The organism is Micropruina sp., assembly GCF_047602385.1.
Classification (GTDB): domain Bacteria; phylum Actinomycetota; class Actinomycetes; order Propionibacteriales; family Propionibacteriaceae; genus Micropruina.
Genome location: NZ_JASGHL010000002.1, coordinates 514,814 through 534,296, shown reverse-complemented (window position 1 = coordinate 534,296; position 19,483 = coordinate 514,814). Strand labels below are relative to the sequence as shown.

At 71.1% G+C, this 19,483-nt stretch carries 19 protein-coding genes; 12 read left to right on the top strand and 7 right to left on the bottom strand.

From position 1 onward, the window contains the following. Positions 1–45 precede the first annotated feature (45 nt). Complete coding sequence (locus QM711_RS07435) at positions 46–1,245, top strand: NAD(P)-dependent oxidoreductase (RefSeq protein ID WP_415097832.1); 1,200 nt, start codon at positions 46–48, stop codon at positions 1,243–1,245. Positions 1,246–1,324: 79 nt separating this feature from the next. After that, a complete protein-coding gene (locus QM711_RS07430) occupies positions 1,325–1,495 on the top strand; it encodes a hypothetical protein (protein WP_415097830.1) in 171 nt (56 codons plus the stop codon). Positions 1,496–1,576: 81 nt separating this feature from the next. Here the strand turns inward: QM711_RS07430 and QM711_RS07425 are convergent, their stop codons facing one another. From QM711_RS07425 to QM711_RS07410, 4 genes are read right to left on the bottom strand one after another with little or no spacing between them, the layout of a single operon-like run. After that, on the bottom strand, positions 1,577–2,326 hold the full coding sequence (locus tag QM711_RS07425; RefSeq protein ID WP_415097828.1) for an alpha/beta hydrolase: 750 nt from the start codon (positions 2,324–2,326) through the stop codon (positions 1,577–1,579). A 44-nt stretch (positions 2,327–2,370) separates the two neighbouring features. Next, positions 2,371–2,799: an OsmC family peroxiredoxin gene (locus tag QM711_RS07420; protein WP_415097826.1), complete on the bottom strand. Its 429-nt coding sequence runs from the start codon at positions 2,797–2,799 to the stop codon at positions 2,371–2,373. Positions 2,800–2,810: 11 nt separating this feature from the next. Continuing rightward, positions 2,811–3,383 (bottom strand): SRPBCC family protein, encoded by a 573-nt coding sequence (locus QM711_RS07415; protein ID WP_415097824.1) that lies wholly within the window; start codon positions 3,381–3,383, stop codon positions 2,811–2,813. 2 nt (positions 3,384–3,385) lie between these two features. Beyond that, on the bottom strand, positions 3,386–3,718 hold the full coding sequence (locus QM711_RS07410) for an ArsR/SmtB family transcription factor (protein WP_415097822.1): 333 nt from the start codon (positions 3,716–3,718) through the stop codon (positions 3,386–3,388). Positions 3,719–3,971: 253 nt separating this feature from the next. Between QM711_RS07410 and QM711_RS07405 the strand changes: the two genes are divergently transcribed. From QM711_RS07405 to QM711_RS07395, 3 genes are all read left to right on the top strand, one after another. Then, positions 3,972–5,225 (top strand): MFS transporter, encoded by a 1,254-nt coding sequence (locus QM711_RS07405; protein ID WP_415097820.1) that lies wholly within the window; start codon positions 3,972–3,974, stop codon positions 5,223–5,225. 130 nt (positions 5,226–5,355) lie between these two features. Beyond that, positions 5,356–8,487: a BTAD domain-containing putative transcriptional regulator gene (locus QM711_RS07400; RefSeq protein WP_415097818.1), complete on the top strand. Its 3,132-nt coding sequence runs from the start codon at positions 5,356–5,358 to the stop codon at positions 8,485–8,487. Continuing rightward, positions 8,465–8,863 carry a hypothetical protein gene (locus QM711_RS07395; protein WP_415097816.1) on the top strand — a complete coding sequence of 133 codons (399 nt, stop codon included), beginning with the start codon at positions 8,465–8,467 and terminating at the stop codon, positions 8,861–8,863. The genes QM711_RS07400 and QM711_RS07395 overlap by 23 nt, the downstream gene beginning before the upstream one ends. A gap of 5 nt (positions 8,864–8,868) precedes the next feature. Here the strand turns inward: QM711_RS07395 and QM711_RS07390 are convergent, their stop codons facing one another. Then, on the bottom strand, positions 8,869–9,042 hold the full coding sequence (locus QM711_RS07390) for a DUF5302 domain-containing protein (protein WP_415097814.1): 174 nt from the start codon (positions 9,040–9,042) through the stop codon (positions 8,869–8,871). A 61-nt stretch (positions 9,043–9,103) separates the two neighbouring features. Here QM711_RS07390 and dcd point away from each other — a divergent pair, with 61 nt between their 5' ends. Further along, the gene (gene dcd / locus QM711_RS07385) at positions 9,104–9,679 is read left to right on the top strand and encodes a dCTP deaminase (protein WP_415097812.1); all 576 of its coding nucleotides are present in this window, start codon (positions 9,104–9,106) and stop codon (positions 9,677–9,679) included. A 306-nt stretch (positions 9,680–9,985) separates the two neighbouring features. On the opposite strand, the gene ald is transcribed toward dcd, so the two are convergent. Further along, a complete protein-coding gene (gene ald / locus QM711_RS07380) occupies positions 9,986–11,104 on the bottom strand; it encodes an alanine dehydrogenase (RefSeq protein ID WP_415097810.1) in 1,119 nt (372 codons plus the stop codon). A 70-nt stretch (positions 11,105–11,174) separates the two neighbouring features. Between ald and QM711_RS07375 the strand changes: the two genes are divergently transcribed. The 3 genes from QM711_RS07375 (at position 11,175) to QM711_RS07365 (ending at position 14,334) form a co-directional block, all read left to right on the top strand. Continuing rightward, positions 11,175–12,287: a DNA glycosylase AlkZ-like family protein gene (locus QM711_RS07375; RefSeq protein ID WP_415097808.1), complete on the top strand. Its 1,113-nt coding sequence runs from the start codon at positions 11,175–11,177 to the stop codon at positions 12,285–12,287. Between the two features lie 111 nt (positions 12,288–12,398). Then, the gene (locus tag QM711_RS07370; protein ID WP_415097806.1) at positions 12,399–12,755 is read left to right on the top strand and encodes a DUF485 domain-containing protein; all 357 of its coding nucleotides are present in this window, start codon (positions 12,399–12,401) and stop codon (positions 12,753–12,755) included. A gap of 7 nt (positions 12,756–12,762) precedes the next feature. Continuing rightward, positions 12,763–14,334 (top strand): cation acetate symporter, encoded by a 1,572-nt coding sequence (locus tag QM711_RS07365; RefSeq protein ID WP_415098635.1) that lies wholly within the window; start codon positions 12,763–12,765, stop codon positions 14,332–14,334. 324 nt (positions 14,335–14,658) lie between these two features. Here QM711_RS07365 and QM711_RS07360 read toward each other — a convergent pair whose 3' ends face one another. Continuing rightward, positions 14,659–16,320 carry a glycoside hydrolase family 13 protein gene (locus QM711_RS07360; RefSeq protein ID WP_415097804.1) on the bottom strand — a complete coding sequence of 554 codons (1,662 nt, stop codon included), beginning with the start codon at positions 16,318–16,320 and terminating at the stop codon, positions 14,659–14,661. 89 nt (positions 16,321–16,409) lie between these two features. Here QM711_RS07360 and QM711_RS07355 point away from each other — a divergent pair, with 89 nt between their 5' ends. From QM711_RS07355 to QM711_RS07345, 3 genes are read left to right on the top strand one after another with little or no spacing between them, the layout of a single operon-like run. Beyond that, the gene (locus tag QM711_RS07355) at positions 16,410–17,411 is read left to right on the top strand and encodes a LacI family DNA-binding transcriptional regulator (protein WP_415097802.1); all 1,002 of its coding nucleotides are present in this window, start codon (positions 16,410–16,412) and stop codon (positions 17,409–17,411) included. A 9-nt stretch (positions 17,412–17,420) separates the two neighbouring features. Next, positions 17,421–19,064, top strand: coding sequence for a hypothetical protein (locus QM711_RS07350; RefSeq protein WP_415097800.1), 1,644 nt, complete (start codon positions 17,421–17,423; stop codon positions 19,062–19,064). Positions 19,065–19,083: 19 nt separating this feature from the next. Then, positions 19,084–19,458, top strand: a complete 375-nt coding sequence (locus QM711_RS07345) for a hypothetical protein (protein WP_415097798.1) — start codon at positions 19,084–19,086, stop codon at positions 19,456–19,458. Positions 19,459–19,483: the final 25 nt, after the last annotated feature.

Genomic DNA, 19,483 nt, shown 5'->3' with positions numbered 1-19,483 from the left:
AGTGACCAAAAGTGGGGTCGCCAACGATCCCGATAGGTTGTGAGCATGCGAGTGCTGATCGCCGACACGTTCGAGCAGGCCGGACTGGACGCGTTGCGCGCCGCCGGCTGCGAGGTCCAGTACGAACCGGGAGCCAAGGACGCCGCCCTGGTCGACGCGGTGACGGCGGCGGCGCCGGAGGTGCTGATCGTCCGGTCGACCAAGGTCCCCGAGAGCGTGCTTCGGGCCGGACCGCTGAAACTGGTCGTCCGGGCCGGGGCCGGCTACAACACGATCGACGTGGCCACCGCCTCACGGCTGGGCATCTACGTGGCCAACTGCCCGGGCAAGAACTCGATCGCGGTCGCCGAACTGGCTTTCGGCCTGATCGCGGCGCTCGACCGGCGGATCGCCGACAACGTGGCCGACCTGCGGGCGGGCGTGTGGAACAAGTCCGAGTACGGCAAGGCGCGTGGCCTGTTCGGCCGCACGCTCGGCCTGATCGGGCTCGGCGGTATCGGCTCGGCGATGGTGCCGCGAGCGCAGGCGTTCGGCCTGCCGGTGGTCGCCTGGAGCCGCAGCCTGACCGACGAACGGGCGGCCGAACTGGGCGTCACCCGGGTGGACTCACCGCTCGAGGTGGCCCGGCAGGCAGACATCGTCAGCGTCCACCTGGCTCTCAACGACAAGACCCGCGGACTGATCGGTGCCGAGTTCTTCGCCGCCATGCGCGACGGCGGCTACTTCGTGAACACCTCCCGCGGTGAGGTCGTGGACGAGGAGGCGCTCGCCGCCGCCGTCCGCGACAAGGGAATTCGCGCGGGGCTGGACGTCTTCGCCGGTGAGCCCGGCGGTGGCAAGGGGGAGTTCCGGCCGGCTATCGCCGACTTGCCGGGGGTCTACGGCACCCATCACATCGGGGCGTCCACCGATCAGGCCCAGCAGGCGATCGCGACCGAGGCCGTCCGGATCGTCACCGTCTTCGCCAGCACCGGTGAGGTGCCCAATGTGGTGAACCTGGCCCGCTCGAGCCCGGCCCGTTGCGCGGTGATCATCCGTCACCTGGACCGCCCCGGCGTGCTCGCCACGGCGTTGGACGCGATCAGTCGCGGCGGCCTCAACGTGCAGGAGATGGAGAACGTGGTGTTCGCCGGTGGCGAGGCCGCGGTGGCCCGGATCAACCTCGAGGGTTCGCTGACCGACGAGGTGGTGCAGGCCATCGGAGCGAATTCCAGTGTCCTCGACATCCAGGTGGTCGCGCTCTAGTCTGACCGGACACCCCGATGGGGGTGGCATTGGCCGACCAGTCATACCCAGAATCGGGAAACTGCCAAAGGAGGCAATCATGACCAACCAGCCGACCATTCCTCCCATCCCGTCCTCTGACGGCTACGACGACGCCGAGTCCGCAGCCACTCCCGAGCACGAAGAGGGTGTCGTGGTGATCCAGGACACCGAGGTGATCGACGCCACCCAGATCGACACCCCCGTGGAGACTCCACCCGCCGAGGCCTGAGGCTGAAGCCGGCCACGCGGCGGTCCGCCGCAGCCCGGCCCATTCACCCGCAGTCACCCTCGGCGGCTCGGAACTGTGGTCCTAGTCCCGCGGCGTCAGCCGCTCGATGAACCGCACCGATTCCTCGAAGATCAGCTCGGCATCGTTGTCGAGCGTCGCCACGTGGTAGGAGTTCTCCAGGACGAGGTGGGTGAGGTCGTCCGAGCCCACCCGGTTCAGGAAGGTCTGCCAGGACAGCGCGGGGACGACGTGGTCCTCCAGCGAGGTGAACAGCAGGATCGGCAGGTTCAGCTGCGGCAGGTCGTCCACCACGATCTTCCACAGCAGCGTCTGGCTGTACATCGACCGCAGCGGGTTGCGGTTGTAGCCGAGTTCGACCGTCTCCGGCTTCTTGATGTCGCCGATGATGCCGCCCAGAGACGGCAGCACGTAGCGCAACATCGGCAGGACCCGGAGCGCCGGATGGTTGTGGGCGAAGATCGGGTTCGCCAGCACCAGGCCCGCCAGTGCGGGCTTCTCCTGGGCCAGTTTGGTGGCCAGCAGGCCGCCCATCGACAATCCGGCGGCGAAGATCGTGCCGCACCGTCTCGCCAGCTGCTCGTAGGCGATCTCCAACTCGCCGTACCAGTCCTGCCAGCCGGTGGCGTTGAGATCCTGCCAGCGGGTGCCCATCCCGGGCAGCCGCGGCACCCGGACCGAGTAGCCGGCCGCGGCCAGGTGCTCGGCCCAGCCGCGCATCGATTGGGGGGTGCTGGGGTAGCCGTGGCAGAGCACCACCCCGACTTCGGAACCGTCGAGGCTGATCGGCTCCGCCCCCGGCATGATCGTCATGGCGTCATCATGGCGTACCGAGGGCGGGGCCGGGCGGTCGGGCCTCAGGAAACGAAGGTCGCGGAGAGCGTGATCGGGATGCTCGCCAGGGCGGCGGAGACCGGGCAGCCGGTCTTGGCGCCTTCGGCGAACTTCAGGAACTCGTCCTCGGTGAGGCCGGGCACCTTGGCGACGACGGTCAGGTCGCTGCCGGTGATTCCCACGCCCGGCTGGAAGCCGACCACAGCCTTGGTGTCCACCGACTCGGCCGGGGTGCCGTTGCCGGCCAGGGCGTGCGACAGGGCCATCGAGTAGCAGGCCGCGTGGGCCGCGGCGATCAGTTCCTCGGGGTTGGTGGTGCCGGTGCCGGCCTCGGCCCGCTTTGCCCACTTCAGGTCGAATTGGGCGACGCCGGAGGTGACCAGTTCGACGCTACCGGCGCCCTCGATCAGGCTGCCCTCCCAGTGGGCCTGCGCAGTGCTCTGCGTTGCCATGAAGCTGCTCCTTAGCTCGGAAGCCGGCGGACGATCGCCCGCCGGTCGTCCCCCAGGCTAGGCGGTGGGGACGGCGGGGGCGACCACCCGTCCGCGCTCAGGCCGCCAGCAGCTCGTCGATCTGGTTCATCGCCGAGGTCGCGCCCTCGACCATGCCCATGTCGAGCACGGGTCTGCAGGCCTTCGGCGGTGGCGTAGGTCGCCACAAAGGTGGCTCGTGTGCCGCCGTCGTGTGCGGTGAACGAGTAGGCGTTCTGCGATTCGGGCAGGTCGGGGTTCGGATTGAAGTCGGCATCAGCGAAGCCGTCGGCGAAGGTGAACGAGTCCGGCTCGGACACCTCCGCGATCCGCCAGTAGCCGCAGTACTTCTCGCCCTCGGGGCCGGACATGTAGTAGTTCATCCGACCGCCCGGTCGCAGGTCGTGGTCGACGAAGGTGGACGGGAACTCCGGCGGTCCCCAGACCCGCTCGAGCTGACGCGGATCGGCGTAGATCTCCCAGACCCGCTGCACCGGGGCGGCGAAGTCGGCGACGATCGTCAGGGACAGGGCATCGAGGTCGGTCTTGACGTCGACAACAGGCATGGTCACTCCTTGAGTTGGTTGAGTAGGTCGTCGATCCGGGCGACGCGGCCGCGCCAGATCTCTTCGAGTTCGCCGAGCAGGCGGCCGGCCGACCGCAGCACCGCCACGTCGCCGCTGGCCAGGGCCTCGCGGCCCTGCCGACGCTTGGTCAGCAGGCCGGCCCGTTCGAGCACGGCGACGTGCTTCTGGACGGCGGCGAAACTCATCGGGTAGTTGGCCGCCAGCGTGCTGATCGAGTGGTCGCCGGCGAGCACGCGGCGCAGGATGTCGCGCCGGGTGCGGTCGGCGAGCGCGTGGAACAGGGCGTCCGCCCGGTCCTCGTCGGTCTCGATCATGAGACCAACATACAACCGAATGGTTGTATGTTGTCAACCCCCGCCGCGTTTACCGGCTGTTTATCCACCCCGGACAGCCTTGGCAGCAATCCCACAGCGGGCGCACACCCCGCGGGGAGGCAGCGAGTCGGGGGCCGGTGAGGTGAAGAGGAGCGGCGGTGGTGGGGAGTTGCGACGGGGGGTTCGGCTCCTCGCCACAGGCAGGTGATTGATGCCTGCGTAGCATGGCGGTGATGAGAACGGTCCGGCCACAGTGAGCGAAAGCGACCCAGGCGACCCGCTCGAACCGACCCGCACCTTCGCCTCGTTGGCGGTACCGAACTACCGCCTACTGTTCCTCGGCTCGCTCACCTCCAACGTCGGCACCTGGATGGCCAGGGTCGCCCAGGACTGGCTGGTGCTCACCCAGCTGACCGATCACTCGGCGACCGATCTGGGTTACATCACCGCGCTGCAGTTCGCCCCCGGGGTGCTGATCTCGCCGATCGCCGGCGCCGTGGCGGACCGGTTCGGCAAGCGCCGGATCATGATGGCCACCCAGTCGGGGACGGCGCTGGTGTTCGCGATCCTGACCGCGCTGGTGGCGTCCGGCACCGTCCAGCTCTGGCACGTCTATGCCAGCGCGACGGTGGCCGGCGTGCTGTGGGGCTTCGACGCCCCGGCCCGGCAGGCCTTCGTCTCCGAGGTGGTGCCCGATCGGCTGCTGGGCAATGCGGTCGGGCTGAACAGCGCGTCCTTCAACGGGGCTCGGCTGCTCGGACCGGCGATCGCCGGGGTGATGATCGCCTGGGTCGGCATCTGGCCGGTCTTCGCGGTCAACACGGTGAGCTTCATCGCCGTCCTGCTCGGCCTGTTCCGGATGCGCACCGACCAGCTGCGGCCGGCACCGGTGCGGCGCGGACGCGGTGCGATCCGCGAGGGCCTGGCCTACGTCGCACATCGCCCCGATCTGCAACTGGTGCTGTTCTGCATCTTCATGCTGGGCACCTTCGGGCTGAACTTCCAGATCACCAACGCCCTGATGGCCACCAAGGTCTTCGGTGTGGGACCCGAGGGGTACGGCCTGCTCGGCTCGGTGATGGCCTCCGGCACGCTCGCCGCCGCCCTGCTGGCGGCGCGCCGGCGGCGTCCGCGGTTGCGGCTGCTGGTCGGCGCGCTCGGTGCGTTCGCGCTGGTCACCACGGCGTTGGCGCTGGCGCCCTGGTACTGGCTCTACGCCGCACTGCTGGTCCCGGTCGGCTTGGCGTCGCTGACCGTGATGACGGCGGCGAACACCACCGTGCAGCTGACCACCGCGCCCGAGATGCGCGGCCGGGTGATGAGCCTGTACATGGCGATCTTCACCGGCGGGACGCCGCTGGGAGCGCCGCTGATCGGCTGGGTGGGTGACGCCTGGGGTCCGCGCTGGACGCTGCTGGTCGGGGCGATCGCCACCGGTGCCGCGGCACTGCTGGCCGCGCTCTATCTGTGGAACCGGCTGGGACGCCCGAACCGGTTGCCGGACTGAGCGCGAGCTGGATTTACAGCAGGTTTATCCGCGGCCGGGAGCATCGAGCCATGGGGTGATCAGGAGGTGCCCGTGGCGAAGGTTCTGTGGCTAGGGTGCTGGGTACTACCCCTCACCCCCTGGAGGCCTCATGGCAGCGGTCGACTTCCGCGTGCTGGGCCAGGTCGGGGTGACGGTGGATGCCGAGCCGCGACGGCTGCGTCCGATGGAAGCGACCGTGCTCGCCGTCCTGCTGGCCGACCACAACCGGCCGATCAGCCTGGACGCGCTGATCGAACGGGTCTGGCGCGGGCAGCCGCCGCGGACCGCGGCCACCGCCATCCGGGTGCACATCGACCGGCTGCGGGCGGCGATGCGACGCCAGGAGGTGTCCCGGCTGGTCGCGGTGGCGGGCGGCTACCGGGTGGTCGTCGAGCCCGACGAACTGGACGCGCAACGCTTCGACGACGCGCTGCGCCGGGGACGGGAAGCCGCCGGGCGCGACCCGCGGTCGGCCGGCGTGCTGCTGCGGCAGGCGCTGGCCGAGTGGCAGGGCACGCCCTTCGCGTCGATCGAAGGAATCGAGTCGATCGACGTGACCCGTAGCTACCTGCAGAGCCGGCGCGCCGAGCTGCTGGTCGAACTGGCCGAGGTCGAGCTGGCCTCCGGCCGGCACGCGGCCGTGATCGCCGACCTGCGCCGTTGGTGTGCCGAGTTCCCCGAGTCCGAGGCGCTGGCGTCCAGCCTGGTGCTCGCGCTGTACCGCAGCGGCGATCAGGTCGCCGCGCTGGATGAGTGCCGGGCGTTCACCGACCGGTTCTCCGCCGACTACGGGCTGGACGCCGGACGCGCCTTCCGGCGGCTGGAGGGCGACCTGCTCAACCAGCACCCGCGCCTCGACCCGCCCGTGGACCTCACGGTGGCCGCCCCGCCCGCGCCGATCGGACGGCAGCACCTGGTCGACGCGATCACCCGGCTGCTGGCGGCACCGCGTCCGCCGGCCCTGATCGCACTCGGTGGACGGCCCGGCATCGGGGTGAGCACTGTGCTGGCCCACCTCGCCCGGGCGGTACCGGACGCCGTGGCGCTGCCCGCCGGCGCCGGCGCGGTGAGCGGTCTCGCGGACGCAGTGGGCGTGACCCTGCCGGGCCGGTCGCCGGGCGACCGGGCCGCCGCGCTGGCCGGTGAGCTGTGCCGTCCGGGACGGGTGCTGCTGGTCGACGATCTGGACCACCTCGCACCCGACACCCTGGAGTTGCTGCTGGCGCTGCTCCGGTTCCCCCGGATCTGCCCGATCGTCACCGGCGGGCGATCGCGTCCGCTCGGCGAGCATCCGCTGCTCAGCGACGGCTGGGTCGCGGCCACCGACTGCGTCGCTCTGGAAGTGCAGCCGCTGGACGAGGCCGCCGCCCGGAGTTTGGTGGAGTCGCTGGTCTCCGGCGCTCACCCGGCCCGCGACGCACTGGTCGAGCGGGTGGTCGAATCCGCCGGCGGGGACCCGTTCCTGCTCGCCGCCCTCGCCCGCGAGGCCGAGGCCACCGGCCAGTGGGCCGATGCCCCGGCCAGCCTGGAAGAGTTCGTCCGGCGCAGTGTGGCCGGGCTGCCCGCGGGCAGCGCCGGCTGGCTCTCGCTGGCCGCGACCGATCCGCCGGTCGATCTCGACCTGCCCCTGCTGCGCGAGGCGCTCGGCTTGTCGGCCGCGGAGTCCGCCGCCCTCGGAGAGGCGGCGCTGGCGGCCGGCCTGCTGATCGAGTCGCCGCGCGGGCTCGCCTTCCGGCACGCCGGGTTCCGGGACGCGCTCGGCAAGCTGCAGCTCGACCCGGTGGTTCATCGGCGGATGATCGACCTGCTGGCGGCCAGGCCGGACCCTGACCTTGGCCGGATGGCCCATCACGCCCGCCGGTTGCCGGAGGCGTCCGAGGCGGCCGGCTACACCGCCGCCGAAGCGGCCGGCCTGCTCGCGGCGGGCACGCCGCTCGCGGCGGCCGAGCGGTATGCCGAAGCCGTCGACCTTGCCCAGCGGGCCCGGATCGCGCCCGGCGACTGGCTGCGCTGGGCGCTGGACGGCGCCACGGCGCTCACCCTCGGTGGCCGGATCGACCAGGCCATGGCCCGCGCCGCCGAGCTGGCGCCGATCGCCCGCCGGACCGGCGATCCGGCACTGTTCGCCCAGGCGGCCCTCGCCTCAGCCGGTCCCTGGGTGCCGTTGGGTGCGGAGGCCCGGCGCGCCCAGTTGCTGATCGGCGAGGCGCTGGACTGGCTGCCGCCGGCCGATTCGGCGCTGCGCGTCCGGCTGGTCGAGGCCTATCTGCGTGCCGGCCACGCCGGGGACGCCACCATGCTGGCCGGGCTTGCCGGGGTCGAGCCGGAACTGCGGCAGCGGGCGTCCGATACCGACCCGGGGGTGGCGCTGGACGCGTTGCGGGCGTTGCGGTCGTTGACCTGGACGCTGCGCCAGCCGGCCCAGCGCCGGCTGGAACTGGCGCAGCGAATGGCGCTGGTCGGTCCGCGGACGACGGGTTCGGACGCCGAGCTGGAGGCGTTGCACCTGATCGTGCTCGCCCACCTCGAACTCGCCGACCGGATCGGTGCCGGTACCGCCGCCCAGGACTACGTGCGGCGGGCGGAGGCCTCGGGCTCGGTGCTGCACCGCTGGGTGGCGGCGAGGCTGGCCGGACTGCTCGCCGGGCTGGCCGGACGCGCGGGAGCCGCCGACCGCCATGCCGAACGGGCGCGCGAGCTGCGCGCCGGCGTCGATCCCGAGACGGTTGCGGTCGCCGAGCACGAAGGCATGCTCAGCGATGCCGTCCGGGAGGACCGGTTGGCCGACCTCGCGCCGGCCCTGGACGCCCTCGACGACGATGTGTCGGGCTTCGACCCGCTCTACCAGGTCGCCGGCGCGGCGATTGGGGCCGCGGTGGGACGTCCGGTGGCTCCGGACTACCTGGAACAGCTCTGGGAGGTGGTCCGCGGGAGCTTCCGGGCCGGTGCCGCAGCCGGGCTGATCGTGGCGGCGCTCGGCCGGACCCGGCCCCCGGCCCGGCTCGCCGACGAGCTCGCGGCCGAGTTGGCCGCGCACAGCGGCGGCTGGCTGCCGATCGGCGCGTCCGCCGGCGTCGGCCCGGCCGACTCCCACCTCGCCCGGCTGCTGGCGCTGTGCGGCCGGCCCGACCACAGTGCCCGGCACGCCGCGCTGGCGACCTCGGTCGCCCACAGGTTCGCACCCACCTGGGTTCGGTTCACACAGAAGGAGACACCCCATGCCGTCGAAGACCGGGATTGAAGACTATGCCAACGACGACACCACCCAATTCGTCCTGCAGTGGAACGACTGGTCGACCGCCGACGACCGCCAAGAGGTCTACCGAACCGCCTGGGACGAGGTCCGGCGCGGCCGGTCCGCGCTCGCGTTCATCGCCGCCGTCGCGGCCCAGAAGAAGGTGCCGGTGCCCGAACACATCCAGGACTACCTGCGCAAGCACCGGGACTTCTCCGACACCTTCCAGCGGGCGTTCAAGAAGGTGCGCAAGAACGACTGGCGACTCGGCGTGGTGGTCGACCAGACCAATCTCGAGTCGTTCCCGCCCGAGGTCACCCTGCTGAAGGACAGCGGCGCCCAGCTGGTGATGCTCTACGTGGTCGGCGACGCGACGATCTGAGCGTCCTACCCGCCGGACTTGCGGCGGAACTGCCGCTTGCCGCCCTGGGCGTGGGTGTTCTTGGCGCTGCCCCGGGCGGCATCGGTGTGATCGGCACCGGAATGCTGGTTCTGCTGCTTGCGTTCCAGCGCGGCCTTGAAAGCGGCCTTGGTGTCGGCGTTCGGATCTGATTCCGGCATCGGTGCCTCCTGGGTCGCGAGAAGACACCACTGTAGGCGTTGTCGCGGTAACCTCGGGCGCGTGCTGCTCTCCGACCGTGACATCCGCGCCCAGATCGAGGCGGGGCGGGTGCAGTTCGAGCCCTGGGATCCGGCGATGGTCCAGCCCAGCAGCGTCGACGTCCGGCTGGACAAGTACTTCCGGCTGTTCGACAACCACAAATACCCGGTCATCGACCCCACCCAGGACCAGCCCGAGCTGACCCGGCTGGTCGAGGTGAACCCAGCCGAGGGCTTCGTGCTGCACCCGGGCGAGTTCGTGCTGGGCAGCACCTACGAGACGGTCACCCTGCCCGACGACCTGGCCGCGCGGGTCGAGGGCAAGTCGAGTCTCGGACGCCTCGGGCTGCTCACCCACGCCACCGCCGGTTTCGTCGATCCCGGGTTCAGCGGTCACGTCACCCTGGAGTTGTCCAATGTGGCCACCCTGCCGATCATGCTCTGGCCAGGGATGAAGATCGGCCAGCTGGCCTTCTTCCAGCTGTCCAGCCCCTCGGAGAACCCGTACGGCTCAGCCCTCTACGGCTCGCACTACCAGAACCAGCGCGGGCCGACCGCGTCCCGGAGCTTCCAGAACTTCCACCGCGCCGAGGTCTGAGGGCACGACCACATCGCGGACGACGGTGCGGTCGTCCGTGGCCGTGGAGTGCGGCCCCTGGTTGGCTTCGCCGTCCCCGATCGTGGTGGGGCGTCCGTGCCCTGGGGTCAACGATCTCGGGATCGTGTCAGGGTGCTCGGGTAGGTGGATGATTTCGGGTTCTAGCGCGAGATCGTGGACGGAACCGGGCACCGTGTGAGTATCCCGAGATCGTGATGAGGACGTTGGCCAAAGGCATGGCGGTGCGGCTGGCCACCCAGCCGTTGGCGATCCTGCTGTCCAAGAGGCCAGCCTCCGCGCCTGGACTCAGCCGAGGACGTCCGACAGTTCGGTCGCGGGCAGGTCGCTGAAGGCGTCCGCGACGCCGGGGCAGGCGATGGCCCCGGCGACGGTGTTCAGTCCCAGCGCCAGCTGCCGCGAGTCGATGCAGGCTTGCCGCCAGCCCTTGCCGGCCAACTGCACCGCGTAGGGCAGGGTGGCGTTGGTGAGCGCCCAGGTGGACGTGTTCGGCACCGCGCCGGGCATGTTGGCGACGCAGTAGAAGATCGCGTCGTGCACGGCGAACGTCGGGTCGTCGTGCGTGGTGGGGCGGGAGTCCTCGAAGCAGCCGCCCTGGTCGATGGCGACGTCGACCAGTACCGAACCCGGCCGCATCTGGGCGACCATCTCGTTGGTCACCAGCTTGGGCGCCTTGGCACCGGGGATCAGCACCGTGCCGATCACCAGGTCGGCGGCGAGTACCTGTTCGCGGACGCTCAGAGCGGTCGAGACGATGCCCTGGATCCGGTTGTCATAGCGCCAGAAAGTCATCCGGAGCTTCTCCAGGTCGGTGTCCAGGATGGTCACGTTGGCACCCATGCCGAGGGCGATGTTGGCGGCGTTCTGCCCGGCCACGCCGCCGCCGAGGACCACCACCTTGGCGTTCGGGACGCCGCCGACAGCACCCATCAGCACCCCGCGTCCGCCCTGGGCGCGCATCATCGCGTGCGCCCCGACCTGCGGCGCCAGGCAGCCCGCGACCTCGGACATCGGGTACAGCAGCGGCAGCATGCCGTTGGGCAGCTGCACCGTCTCGTAGGCCAGCGCCGTCGTGCCGGCGGTCACCAGTCGCTCGGTCAGCGGACGGTCGGCGGCCAGGTGCAGGTAGGTGAACAGCAGCAGATCCTCGCGCAAGTAGCCGTACTCGGAAGCGATCGGCTCCTTGACCTTCATGACCAGCTCGCCGGCGGCCCAGGTGGCGTCGGCGTCCGGCAGAATGCTGGCGCCCTGGGCGGCGTACTCGGCGTCGGTGATGGACGACCCGGCACCGGCGCCGGCCTGCACGAACACCTGGTGGCCGCGCCGGACGAGCTCGTGGACACCGACGGGCGTGATCGCCACCCGGTACTCGTTGTTCTTCACCTCGGTGGGGACGGCGATCTTCATAGCGCTCCTTCGATCCCGGGGGCTGTGTGCCAGCAGTCTAGGGCCGGCCAGTAACGCGTACATTGCGGTCATGCTGACCTGGGCAGACCTCGCCGCCGGGACCTTGGCACGGCAGTTTCCGGCCGGGACGGACGCCGCCGACGTGCCCGCGCTGCTGCAGCAGGTCGGGCCGATCCAGTCCCAGACGGCGCGCTCGGCGTTCCTCGGGCTGGCTGCCCGCCACCCCGGCCTCACCCACGACGCGATCACCGCCGCGTACGAGTCGTTCGCGATCGTTCGCGGCAGCAGCCTGCGCGGCACGGTGCACACCAGCGTCGCCGAGCACCATCCACTGCTGGAGGTCGCCACCCGGCTGGGGCAGCGCGCGCTGTGGGCACGGTCGCTGCGGATGGACCGGACCACCCTGGAACAGGTCTGGGCCGGCATCGAGGCCTACGCGGCCGACGAGTGGCGGACGCCGGGCGAACTCGCCGAGCACCTGCTGGGCTGGCTGGCCGCGAACGACCCGGACGCGCGGCCGGCGTTCTCCGGCAATCAGGGCCGCTATGTCGCCTTCGGCCACGGCGGGCTGATCCGGCGTCCGCTCGGCGGCGACTGGGCCGGCCAGGGTGCCCCGGGCTATCGGACGGCGGCCGTCCTGCTCGGCGACCGGACCGCTCTGCTGGCCGATCCCGACGCGGCAACCGATGCCCTGCTGCGCCAGCACGTCGCAGCGCACGGCCCGTCCAGCCGGCACGATCTGGCCTGGTGGTCGGGGATCGGCCTGACCAGGGTGGACGCCTCCCTGGCCCGGCTCGCGCTGCCGTCCGAGCCGGGCCCGGACGGCCGGAGCTACCACGATGTGCCGGACGCCCCGGCACCGCGCGAGCTGACCGGCGTCCGGCTGCTGCCCGAGTTCGACGCGCTGTTCTGCGCCTTCGAGCCGGCCGGCCGGGAGCGGTTCGTCGACGCCGCCCACTACGCGGTGCTGTGGAAGCAGGCCAATGGCCAGCTGCTCGCCCCGGTCTTGGTGGACCACCGGCTGCGTGGCCACTGGCGGCTGACCGGTTCGGCACGCCGCCGGCGCCTGGAGGTGAGCTTGTATCCGGGCGGGCGCCGGGCCGCCCGTGCCGAGTTCGACGACGCGGCCTCGGCCGTCCAGCTCGCGCTCGGCGTCACCATCGACGGGCTCGACCTGGCCTGACTCTTCTCGCCAGGGCCGCGAGACCACCCGCGCGGCGGTACCCGTCGGGGTGATTCCGGCTTAAGCTCCCCCAATCGGCGACGACGATGCGCCGTGGAGAAGGAGACCCCGATGAGCTCCGACGAGCCGAATCCCGCCGCCGACCCGGAGCGGCCGATCAGCCAGGCGGACTTCGACCGCATCCAGGCATCCGAGGAGTTCGTCGAACTGCGGCGGCGGTTCCGCACCTTCGCCTTCCCGATGACGGTGGCCTTCGTCGCCTGGTACTTCCTGTACGTGCTGCTGTCGACCTACGCGGTGGGCTTCATGTCGATCCCGTTGCTCGGCGAGATCAACGTGGGGATGGCGATGGGCCTGGCGCAGTTCGTCACCACCTTCGGCCTGACCTGGCTGTACGTGCGGCACGCGAACCGCAACCTGGACCCCCTGGCCGAACGACTGCGCAACGAGCTGGAAGGGAAAGCCTGAGATGCAGATGGGCAATCCGCTGTTGAACATGGCGATCTTCGCCGTGTTCGTGCTGATCACGCTGATCATCGTCATCCGGGTCGCCAGCCGGGCCAGCCGGACGGCCACCGACTTCTACGCCGGCGGCCGGGCCTTCAACGGACGCCAGAACGGGATCGCGATCGCCGGTGACTACCTGTCGGCGGCGTCCTTCCTCGGCATCGCGGGCGCGGTGGCGGTCTACGGCTACGACGGGCTGCTCTACTCGATCGGCTTCCTGGTGGCCTGGCTGGTCGCGCTGCTGCTGGTCGCCGAGCCGTTGCGCAACACCGGCAAGTACACGATGGCCGACGTCCTCAGCTTCCGGATGCAACAGCGTCCGGTGCGCACCGCCGCGGCGACCTCCACCCTGGCGGTGTCGTTCTTCTACCTGCTGGCCCAGATGGCCGGCGCCGGCGGACTGGTCGCGCTACTGATGGGCATCACCGACAAGACCCAGCAGGGCTTCGTGATCGCGCTGGTCGGCATCCTGATGATCGTCTACGTCCTGGTCGGCGGCATGAAAGGCACCACCTGGGTGCAGATCATCAAGGCGGTACTGCTGATCCTCGGTGCCGGGGTGATCTGCCTGATGGTGATGTTCCACTTCGGCTTCAACCTGTCCTCGTTGCTCGGCGAGGCGGTCAAGGCCAGCCCGGACGGCGTCAAGGTGATCCAGCCGATGCTGCAATACGGCAAGGATCCGCTCAGCTTCGTGTCGCTGTCGATCGCGCTGATCTTCGGGGCGGCCGGCCTGCCGCACGTGCTGATGCGCTTCTACACGGTGCCGACGGCCAAGGAGGCCCGGCGTTCGGTGTCCTGGGCGATCGGACTGATCGGGGCCTTCTACCTGTTCACGCTGATCCTCGGCTACGGTGCGGCCATCTTCGTCGGCAAGGACGCCATCCTGGCCGCTCCGGGTGGGGTGAACGCCGCCGCCCCCGCGCTGGCCTTCAAGCTGGGCGGCGAGATCCTGCTCGGCGTGATCGCCGGGGTCGCCTTCGCCACCATCCTGGCGGTGGTCGCCGGCCTGACCATCACGGCGGCGGCGTCCTTCGCCCACGACATCTACAACTCGGTGCTCAAGCACGGCCAGGCGTCCCCTGACAAAGAGGTGCGGGTGGCCAGGCTGACCGCCGTGGTGATCGGCGCGAGCTCGATCGTCGGCGGGGTGGCGGCCAACGGCCAGAACGTGGCCTTCCTGGTGTCGCTGGCATTCGCGGTGGCGGCCAGCGCGAACCTGCCGTCGATCCTCTACTCGCTCTACTGGCGGCGCTTCAACACCCGCGGCTCGGTCTGGTCGATCTACGGCGGCCTGCTCTCGGCGGTGCTGCTGATCGCGTTCTCACCGGTGGTCTCGGGGGCGAAGACGGCGATGTTCCCGGCGGTGAACTTCGCCTGGTTCCCGCTGACCAACCCCGCGCTCATCTCGGTGCCGCTGGGCTTCTTCCTGGGCTGGCTGGGCACAGTCACCAGCAAGGAGTTCGACGCGGCCAAGCAGTCCGAGATGGAGGTCCGGTCGATGACCGGGGCGGGCGCCGAGAAAGCCGTGCTGCACTGATCGGCGAAGCAGGACGCAGCTGAGGAGAGTGCTGATCAACGCGGGTTCGCTGGTTGAGCTACATCGAAACCCGTTGCCGGAGGGGATCGACAAGCTCGGCCACCGATGAACAGTGGTTCCGTGACGCGCTTGTGCGCGACGCTCCGGCGACCCGACCCTTCCCCCCGAAAGGGCCGGTCTGCCGGTGCGTCGCGCACCATGCGTTCCCCCCGATAGTCACACCGCCGAGCGAGCCCCCCAGCTACTCGGGATCAGCGACTTCACCCACTATGAGCGGGCGACTTCCGGGCTGATACAACGCGTTCGGAGAATCTTTCTGAGCTGTCAGCGGCGCACCCAGACGGTGGTGTCGGACGGCAGCGTGCCGTCGGTGCCGAGGTCGCCGGAGGCCAGCAGCACCCGGCCGTCCGGCAGCGCCACCGGGGTGCTGCCGAAGTTCGTCCAGCACTCGAAACGGTGCTCGCCGGCACCCGCCGGACGGGTGAACACCAGGGTGTCCGCCGGACCCTCCAGCCACTCCAGGGTGCCGTCGCCGAGCTCGTCCAGCTCGCGACGCAGCTTCAGCGCGGCCCGGTACAACTCCAGGGTCGAACCGGGGACGCCGTCCTGGGCGTCGGCGGCCAACGCCGTCCAGTCGCTCGGCTGGGGCAGCCAGGGCGCCGCCGAGCCGTCCGGCGAGAAGCCCAGCGAATCACCGGAAGCGGTCCACGGCAGCGGGACGCGGCAGCCGTCGCGGCCCTTCTCGGTGCCGCCGGACTGGAACCAGATCGGGTCCTGCAACGCGTCGGCGGGGATCTCCTCGGCCTCGGGCAGGCCGAGTTCCTCGCCCTGGTAGACGTAGGCGCCGCCGGGCAGGGCCAGCATCAGCAGGGCCGCCGCGCGGGTCCGCAGCCGGCCCAGGTCGAAGTCGGCGGGCAGCGCGGTGAAATCGTCCAGGTGCCGCGCCATCGGCTTCAGGCCGGCCTGCTCGCGGGCGTAGCGCGAAACCGGACGGCAGACGTCGTGGTTGCCCAGCACCCAGGTCGGCGGCGCGCCCACCTCGGCGTGCGAGGCGATGGTGGCGTCGATCACCGAGCGCAGTTCGCTCGGCAGCCAGGGCGCCATCAGGAAGTCGAAGTTGAACGCGGTGTGCAGTTCGTCCGGGCGCAGGTAGGCGGCCAGCCGCTGCGGCCGTCCGACCCAGATCTCGCCGCAGAACGCCCGCGCCGGGCTGTACTCGTCGGCGATCTGGCGCCACTCCCGGAAGATCTCGTGCACCGCGGGCTGATCCCAGTGCGGGTGGTCGGCTTCGGCGTCGTCGGCGAGCGGGAAGACCAGGCCGTCCAGGTCGGGCAGGTCCCAGTCCTTCTCCAGGCCGTGCGCGACGTCGATCCGGAAGCCGTCGATGCCGCGGTCGAACCAGAACCGCAGGGTCTGCTCGAACTCGGCGCGCACCTCGGGGTGCCGCCAGTTGACGTCCGGCTGGGCGGGCGCGAACAGGTGCAGGTACCACTGGCCGTCCGGTACCCGGGTCCAGGCGGGCCCGCCGAAGTTGCTCTGCCAGTCGTTCGGCGGCAGCTCGTTGTTGACGCCACGGCCCTCGCGGAACACGTACAGCTCGCGCTCGGCCGAACCCGGCGCGGCGGCCAGCGCGGCCTGGAAGAGCAGGTGCTGGTCGGAGGTGTGGTTCGGGACGATGTCGATGATGATCTTGATCCCGGCCTGATGTGCCTCGACGATCAGCGCGTCGGCCTCGGCCAGGGTGCCGAACAGCGGCTCGATGTCGCGGTAATCGCTGACGTCGTAGCCGGCGTCGGCCATCGGGGAGGGATACCAGGGACTGATCCAGATCGCGTCCACGCCGAGCGCCGCCAGGTGCGGCAGCTTCGAGCGGATGCCAGCGATGTCGCCGATGCCGTCGCCCGAGGCGTCGGCGAAGCTGCGCGGATAGATCTGGTACACCACCGCGTGCCGCCACCAGTCGTCTCGTGCGTTGCGCCCGTTCATGAATCTCCTTTACCGGTATAGTCTGTACCGGTAAAGATAGTGCTCGCTGCGGATGAAGGCAAGCTGGCAGCAGAGTCGGAAGGGGTCCCATGCCACGCATCACCCTGCAGTCCATCGCCGACCGGGTCGGAGTCAGCCGGATGACGGTGTCGAACGCCTTCTCGCGTCCCGGCCAGCTGTCGGCGGAGTTGCGCGAGCGGATCCTGGCGGTGGCGTCCGAGCTGGGCTATCACGGACCGGACCCCGCCGCCCGCTCGCTGGCCACCGGCACCTCGGGTGCGATCGGGGTGCTCTGGACGCAACCGCTGCGGCTGGCGCTCTCGGACGCCGTGAACGCCCGCTTCCTCGGTGCGGTCGCCGACGAGCTGAGCGCCGACGGGCTGGCGCTGACCATGCTGCCGCCGACGGTGCCGGCCCACGACGTGGCGATGGACGGCGCGATCGCCTACTCCTGTGACCCCGAGGCGCCCAGTGTGGAATGGCTCCGGCGTCGCGGGGTGCCGGTGGTGGGGGTCGACATGGACTGGCAGGACGGCGTCCGGATCACCATCGACGACCGCGGCGGTGCCCGGGCGGCAGCGGAGCATCTGATCGCGCTGGGCCACACCCGGGTGGCCATCCTCACCTCCCGGGCCGAAACCGGGGCGCAGGCCAGGCATCACGTCGGTGCCGAGCGGCTGTCCGGCTGGCTGGAGGGCCTCGGCGGGGTCAAGCCGGTGATCAGTTTCGTCCAGGTGTTCGGTGACAACCGGGCCTCGATCGTCGAGACGCTGCGCCGGCACCGGCCCACCGCGCTGCTCTGCGTCTCCGACTTGGTCGCCGCCCAGGCGCTGGCGGCGGCCGGCGAGCTCGGGCTGCGGGTGCCCGCCGATGTCGCGGTGGTGGGCTTCGATGACCATCCGGTGGCCGCCGGGCTGGGGCTGACCACGGTCGCCCAGGATCCGGACGCGAAGGGCCGCGCCGCCGCCGAGGCGCTCCGGCAGACCCTGTCGCCGCGCGCCGGACGCGGTGCCGCCGAGCCGGCCGACGTCGAGCTGCCGGTGCGGTTGATCGTCAGGGCCAGCACCGGGACGGTCGGTCCGCCGGGCTAGCATGCGGCCATGAGCCCAGCCGCGCCCCGCCGTCCGGCGACCTGGCTGATCGCGCTGGTGGTGGTGGTGATCCTGGCCGCCGGCGGTGGCTACCTGATCTGGCGGACGGCCACCGACCCGGTGCCCGGCGCGACGACTGCTGCCCGGCGGGCGGCGGATGCGATCGCCGCCCGGACGATCGCCGATGGTTCCTTCGGCAGCACGGTCGGCCCCGGCGAGGTGGCCGATCTGGAGGCGACCCTGCGCGGAATGGGCACACTGCGCCCGGTGGTCACCGTGCAGGACGTCCAGCTGGCCGACAACGGCCGCGACGGCACCGCCCGGTTGCGGGCGGAATGGGTGATCCACGACGGCAAGCCGGCGTGGATCCAAGAGGCCTACCTGCGCCTGGTGCGCGGCGCCGACGGCTGGTCCGGGGTCTGGCAGCGCGAGCTGATCGCCTCCGGGCTCGCTCCCGGCGAGCGGCTGCGGGCCGTCCGGCTGTCCCCGGTGCGGGGCGAGATCCTGGGCCGGGACGACCAGCGGCTGGTCTGGAATCAGGAAGCCAGGCGGATCGGGCTGGACAAGACCCTGCTTGCCACGGAGGCTCAGCCCGCGGCGGCGGCGGCGCTGGCCGCAGCGGTCGGGATCGACCCGGACGGCTACGTCGCCAAGGTCGCCGCCTACGGCCCGAAGGCCTACGTGGAGGCGGCGGTGATCCGGTCGGTGGGCCAGCAGGAGTGGCGCATCCTGTCCGCGGCCGGCCGCGTCCCCGGGGTGCGGATGTTGGACGCCGTCCGCCCGCTGGCCCGTTCGGTGACCTTCGCCCGTCAGGTGCTGGGCAGCGTGGGGGAGGCCACCGACGATGCCATCCGGCGCGGCGACGGCGCCGTCCGCCCCGGCGACCTGGTCGGGCTGGCCGGACTGCAACGGGTCCACAACGCGACGCTGATGGGAGTCACCGGCTTCGTCGTCCAGGCCTACGCCGACGGCCATGCCGAAGCACCCCGCGAGCTGTTCCGAGTCGCGGCCGTCAACGGCCAGTCGCTGAGGACCACCTTGGACGTCGGCCTGCAGACCCGGGCCGAGACGCTGCTGGGGCGATCATCCGGCCGGGCGGCGGTGGTCCTGTTGCGTCCCTCCGACGGTGCCGTGCTGGCCATTGCCAGCCGCCCGGGGGAGACCACCGCCACCACCCAACGGGTCTACCCCGCAGACTTCGCGCCGGTCGCCGGGCTCGGGATGCCGGGTGGCCTCGCGGAGGCGCTGCGAGCGCTCGGCCTCACGGATGGCTTCGGCCTGGGCATCGATGTCTTCGGTGCCGCCGTCGACGGCGGCACGCTGCGATTGTCGCCCTTCGCGATGGCGGTGGCGACCGCGTCCGTTGCCCGCGGCGGCACCGTGCGGCCGATCCTGGTGCTCGGTCAGCAGCAGCCCGCGCCGGCGTCCGGTATTGCCGCGGATCGAGCCGAGAGCATTCGTCGTGAACTGCGGAAACGGGCCGGGCATGCCGAGTTGCGCGGGTTGTCGCGGATCCCGGGCCCGGCCGTGTTGGCCGATGGCGACGGGCGGTTCTGGACGGTGGCCGTGCGCGGCGACCTGGCGGCGGTCACCTTCGATTCGCAGCGTGGGTCGGTGGCTCTGATGGAGCGGCTGCTCCGAGGCCTCCGCTGACCGAGCCTAGACTCGCGGCATGCGTCGCCTCAGCTTGCTGGTCGTGTTGACGCTGCTCGGCGCCTGTTCGATGACCACGCCGCCGGCCAGCCCGGAGCCCGCGCCGAGTGCGCCGGTGCTCGCCCAGCCGCGGCTCGACGCCATCACCTCCGACCTGCGCTCCCGCGGGGTGACCGGCGAGATCCGGGTGATCAGTGCCGAGGCCGCCCGGTTCGCCAATGGGGCGCTGGGCTGCCCGCAACCGGGTGGCCGCTACACCCAGGCCCAGGTCGACGGCATGCGAGTGGTCGTCGAAGCCGGCGGGGTCCGCTACGACTACCGGTTCGGGCGAGGCGACCAGCCGCGGCTGTGTGAGCAGCCGCGACCACGTCCGAGCAGCTCCCGCAGCAGGTAGTCAGCACCGAATCACGACGGCGCCC

Excerpts from the sequence above, each read along its gene's own strand:
- QM711_RS07395 (WP_415097816.1), top strand. The coding sequence starts at position 8,465 with ATGCCGTCGAAGACCGGGATTGAAGACTATGCCAACGACGACACCACC.
- QM711_RS07365 (WP_415098635.1), top strand. The coding sequence starts at position 12,763 with ATGGGCAATCCGCTGTTGAACATGGCGATCTTCGCCGTGTTCGTGCTG.
- QM711_RS07370 (WP_415097806.1), top strand. The coding sequence starts at position 12,399 with ATGAGCTCCGACGAGCCGAATCCCGCCGCCGACCCGGAGCGGCCGATC.
- QM711_RS07410 (WP_415097822.1), bottom strand. The coding sequence starts at position 3,718 with ATGATCGAGACCGACGAGGACCGGGCGGACGCCCTGTTCCACGCGCTC.
- QM711_RS07360 (WP_415097804.1), bottom strand. The coding sequence starts at position 16,320 with ATGAACGGGCGCAACGCACGAGACGACTGGTGGCGGCACGCGGTGGTG.
- QM711_RS07400 (WP_415097818.1), top strand. The coding sequence starts at position 5,356 with ATGGCAGCGGTCGACTTCCGCGTGCTGGGCCAGGTCGGGGTGACGGTG.
- QM711_RS07390 (WP_415097814.1), bottom strand. The coding sequence starts at position 9,042 with ATGCCGGAATCAGATCCGAACGCCGACACCAAGGCCGCTTTCAAGGCC.
- QM711_RS07430 (WP_415097830.1), top strand. The coding sequence starts at position 1,325 with ATGACCAACCAGCCGACCATTCCTCCCATCCCGTCCTCTGACGGCTAC.
- QM711_RS07435 (WP_415097832.1), top strand. The coding sequence starts at position 46 with ATGCGAGTGCTGATCGCCGACACGTTCGAGCAGGCCGGACTGGACGCG.
- QM711_RS07345 (WP_415097798.1), top strand. The coding sequence starts at position 19,084 with ATGCGTCGCCTCAGCTTGCTGGTCGTGTTGACGCTGCTCGGCGCCTGT.
- QM711_RS07375 (WP_415097808.1), top strand. The coding sequence starts at position 11,175 with ATGCTGACCTGGGCAGACCTCGCCGCCGGGACCTTGGCACGGCAGTTT.
- QM711_RS07350 (WP_415097800.1), top strand. The coding sequence starts at position 17,421 with ATGAGCCCAGCCGCGCCCCGCCGTCCGGCGACCTGGCTGATCGCGCTG.
- QM711_RS07425 (WP_415097828.1), bottom strand. The coding sequence starts at position 2,326 with ATGACGATCATGCCGGGGGCGGAGCCGATCAGCCTCGACGGTTCCGAA.
- ald (WP_415097810.1), bottom strand. The coding sequence starts at position 11,104 with ATGAAGATCGCCGTCCCCACCGAGGTGAAGAACAACGAGTACCGGGTG.
- QM711_RS07420 (WP_415097826.1), bottom strand. The coding sequence starts at position 2,799 with ATGGCAACGCAGAGCACTGCGCAGGCCCACTGGGAGGGCAGCCTGATC.
- QM711_RS07355 (WP_415097802.1), top strand. The coding sequence starts at position 16,410 with ATGCCACGCATCACCCTGCAGTCCATCGCCGACCGGGTCGGAGTCAGC.
- QM711_RS07415 (WP_415097824.1), bottom strand. The coding sequence starts at position 3,383 with ATGCCTGTTGTCGACGTCAAGACCGACCTCGATGCCCTGTCCCTGACG.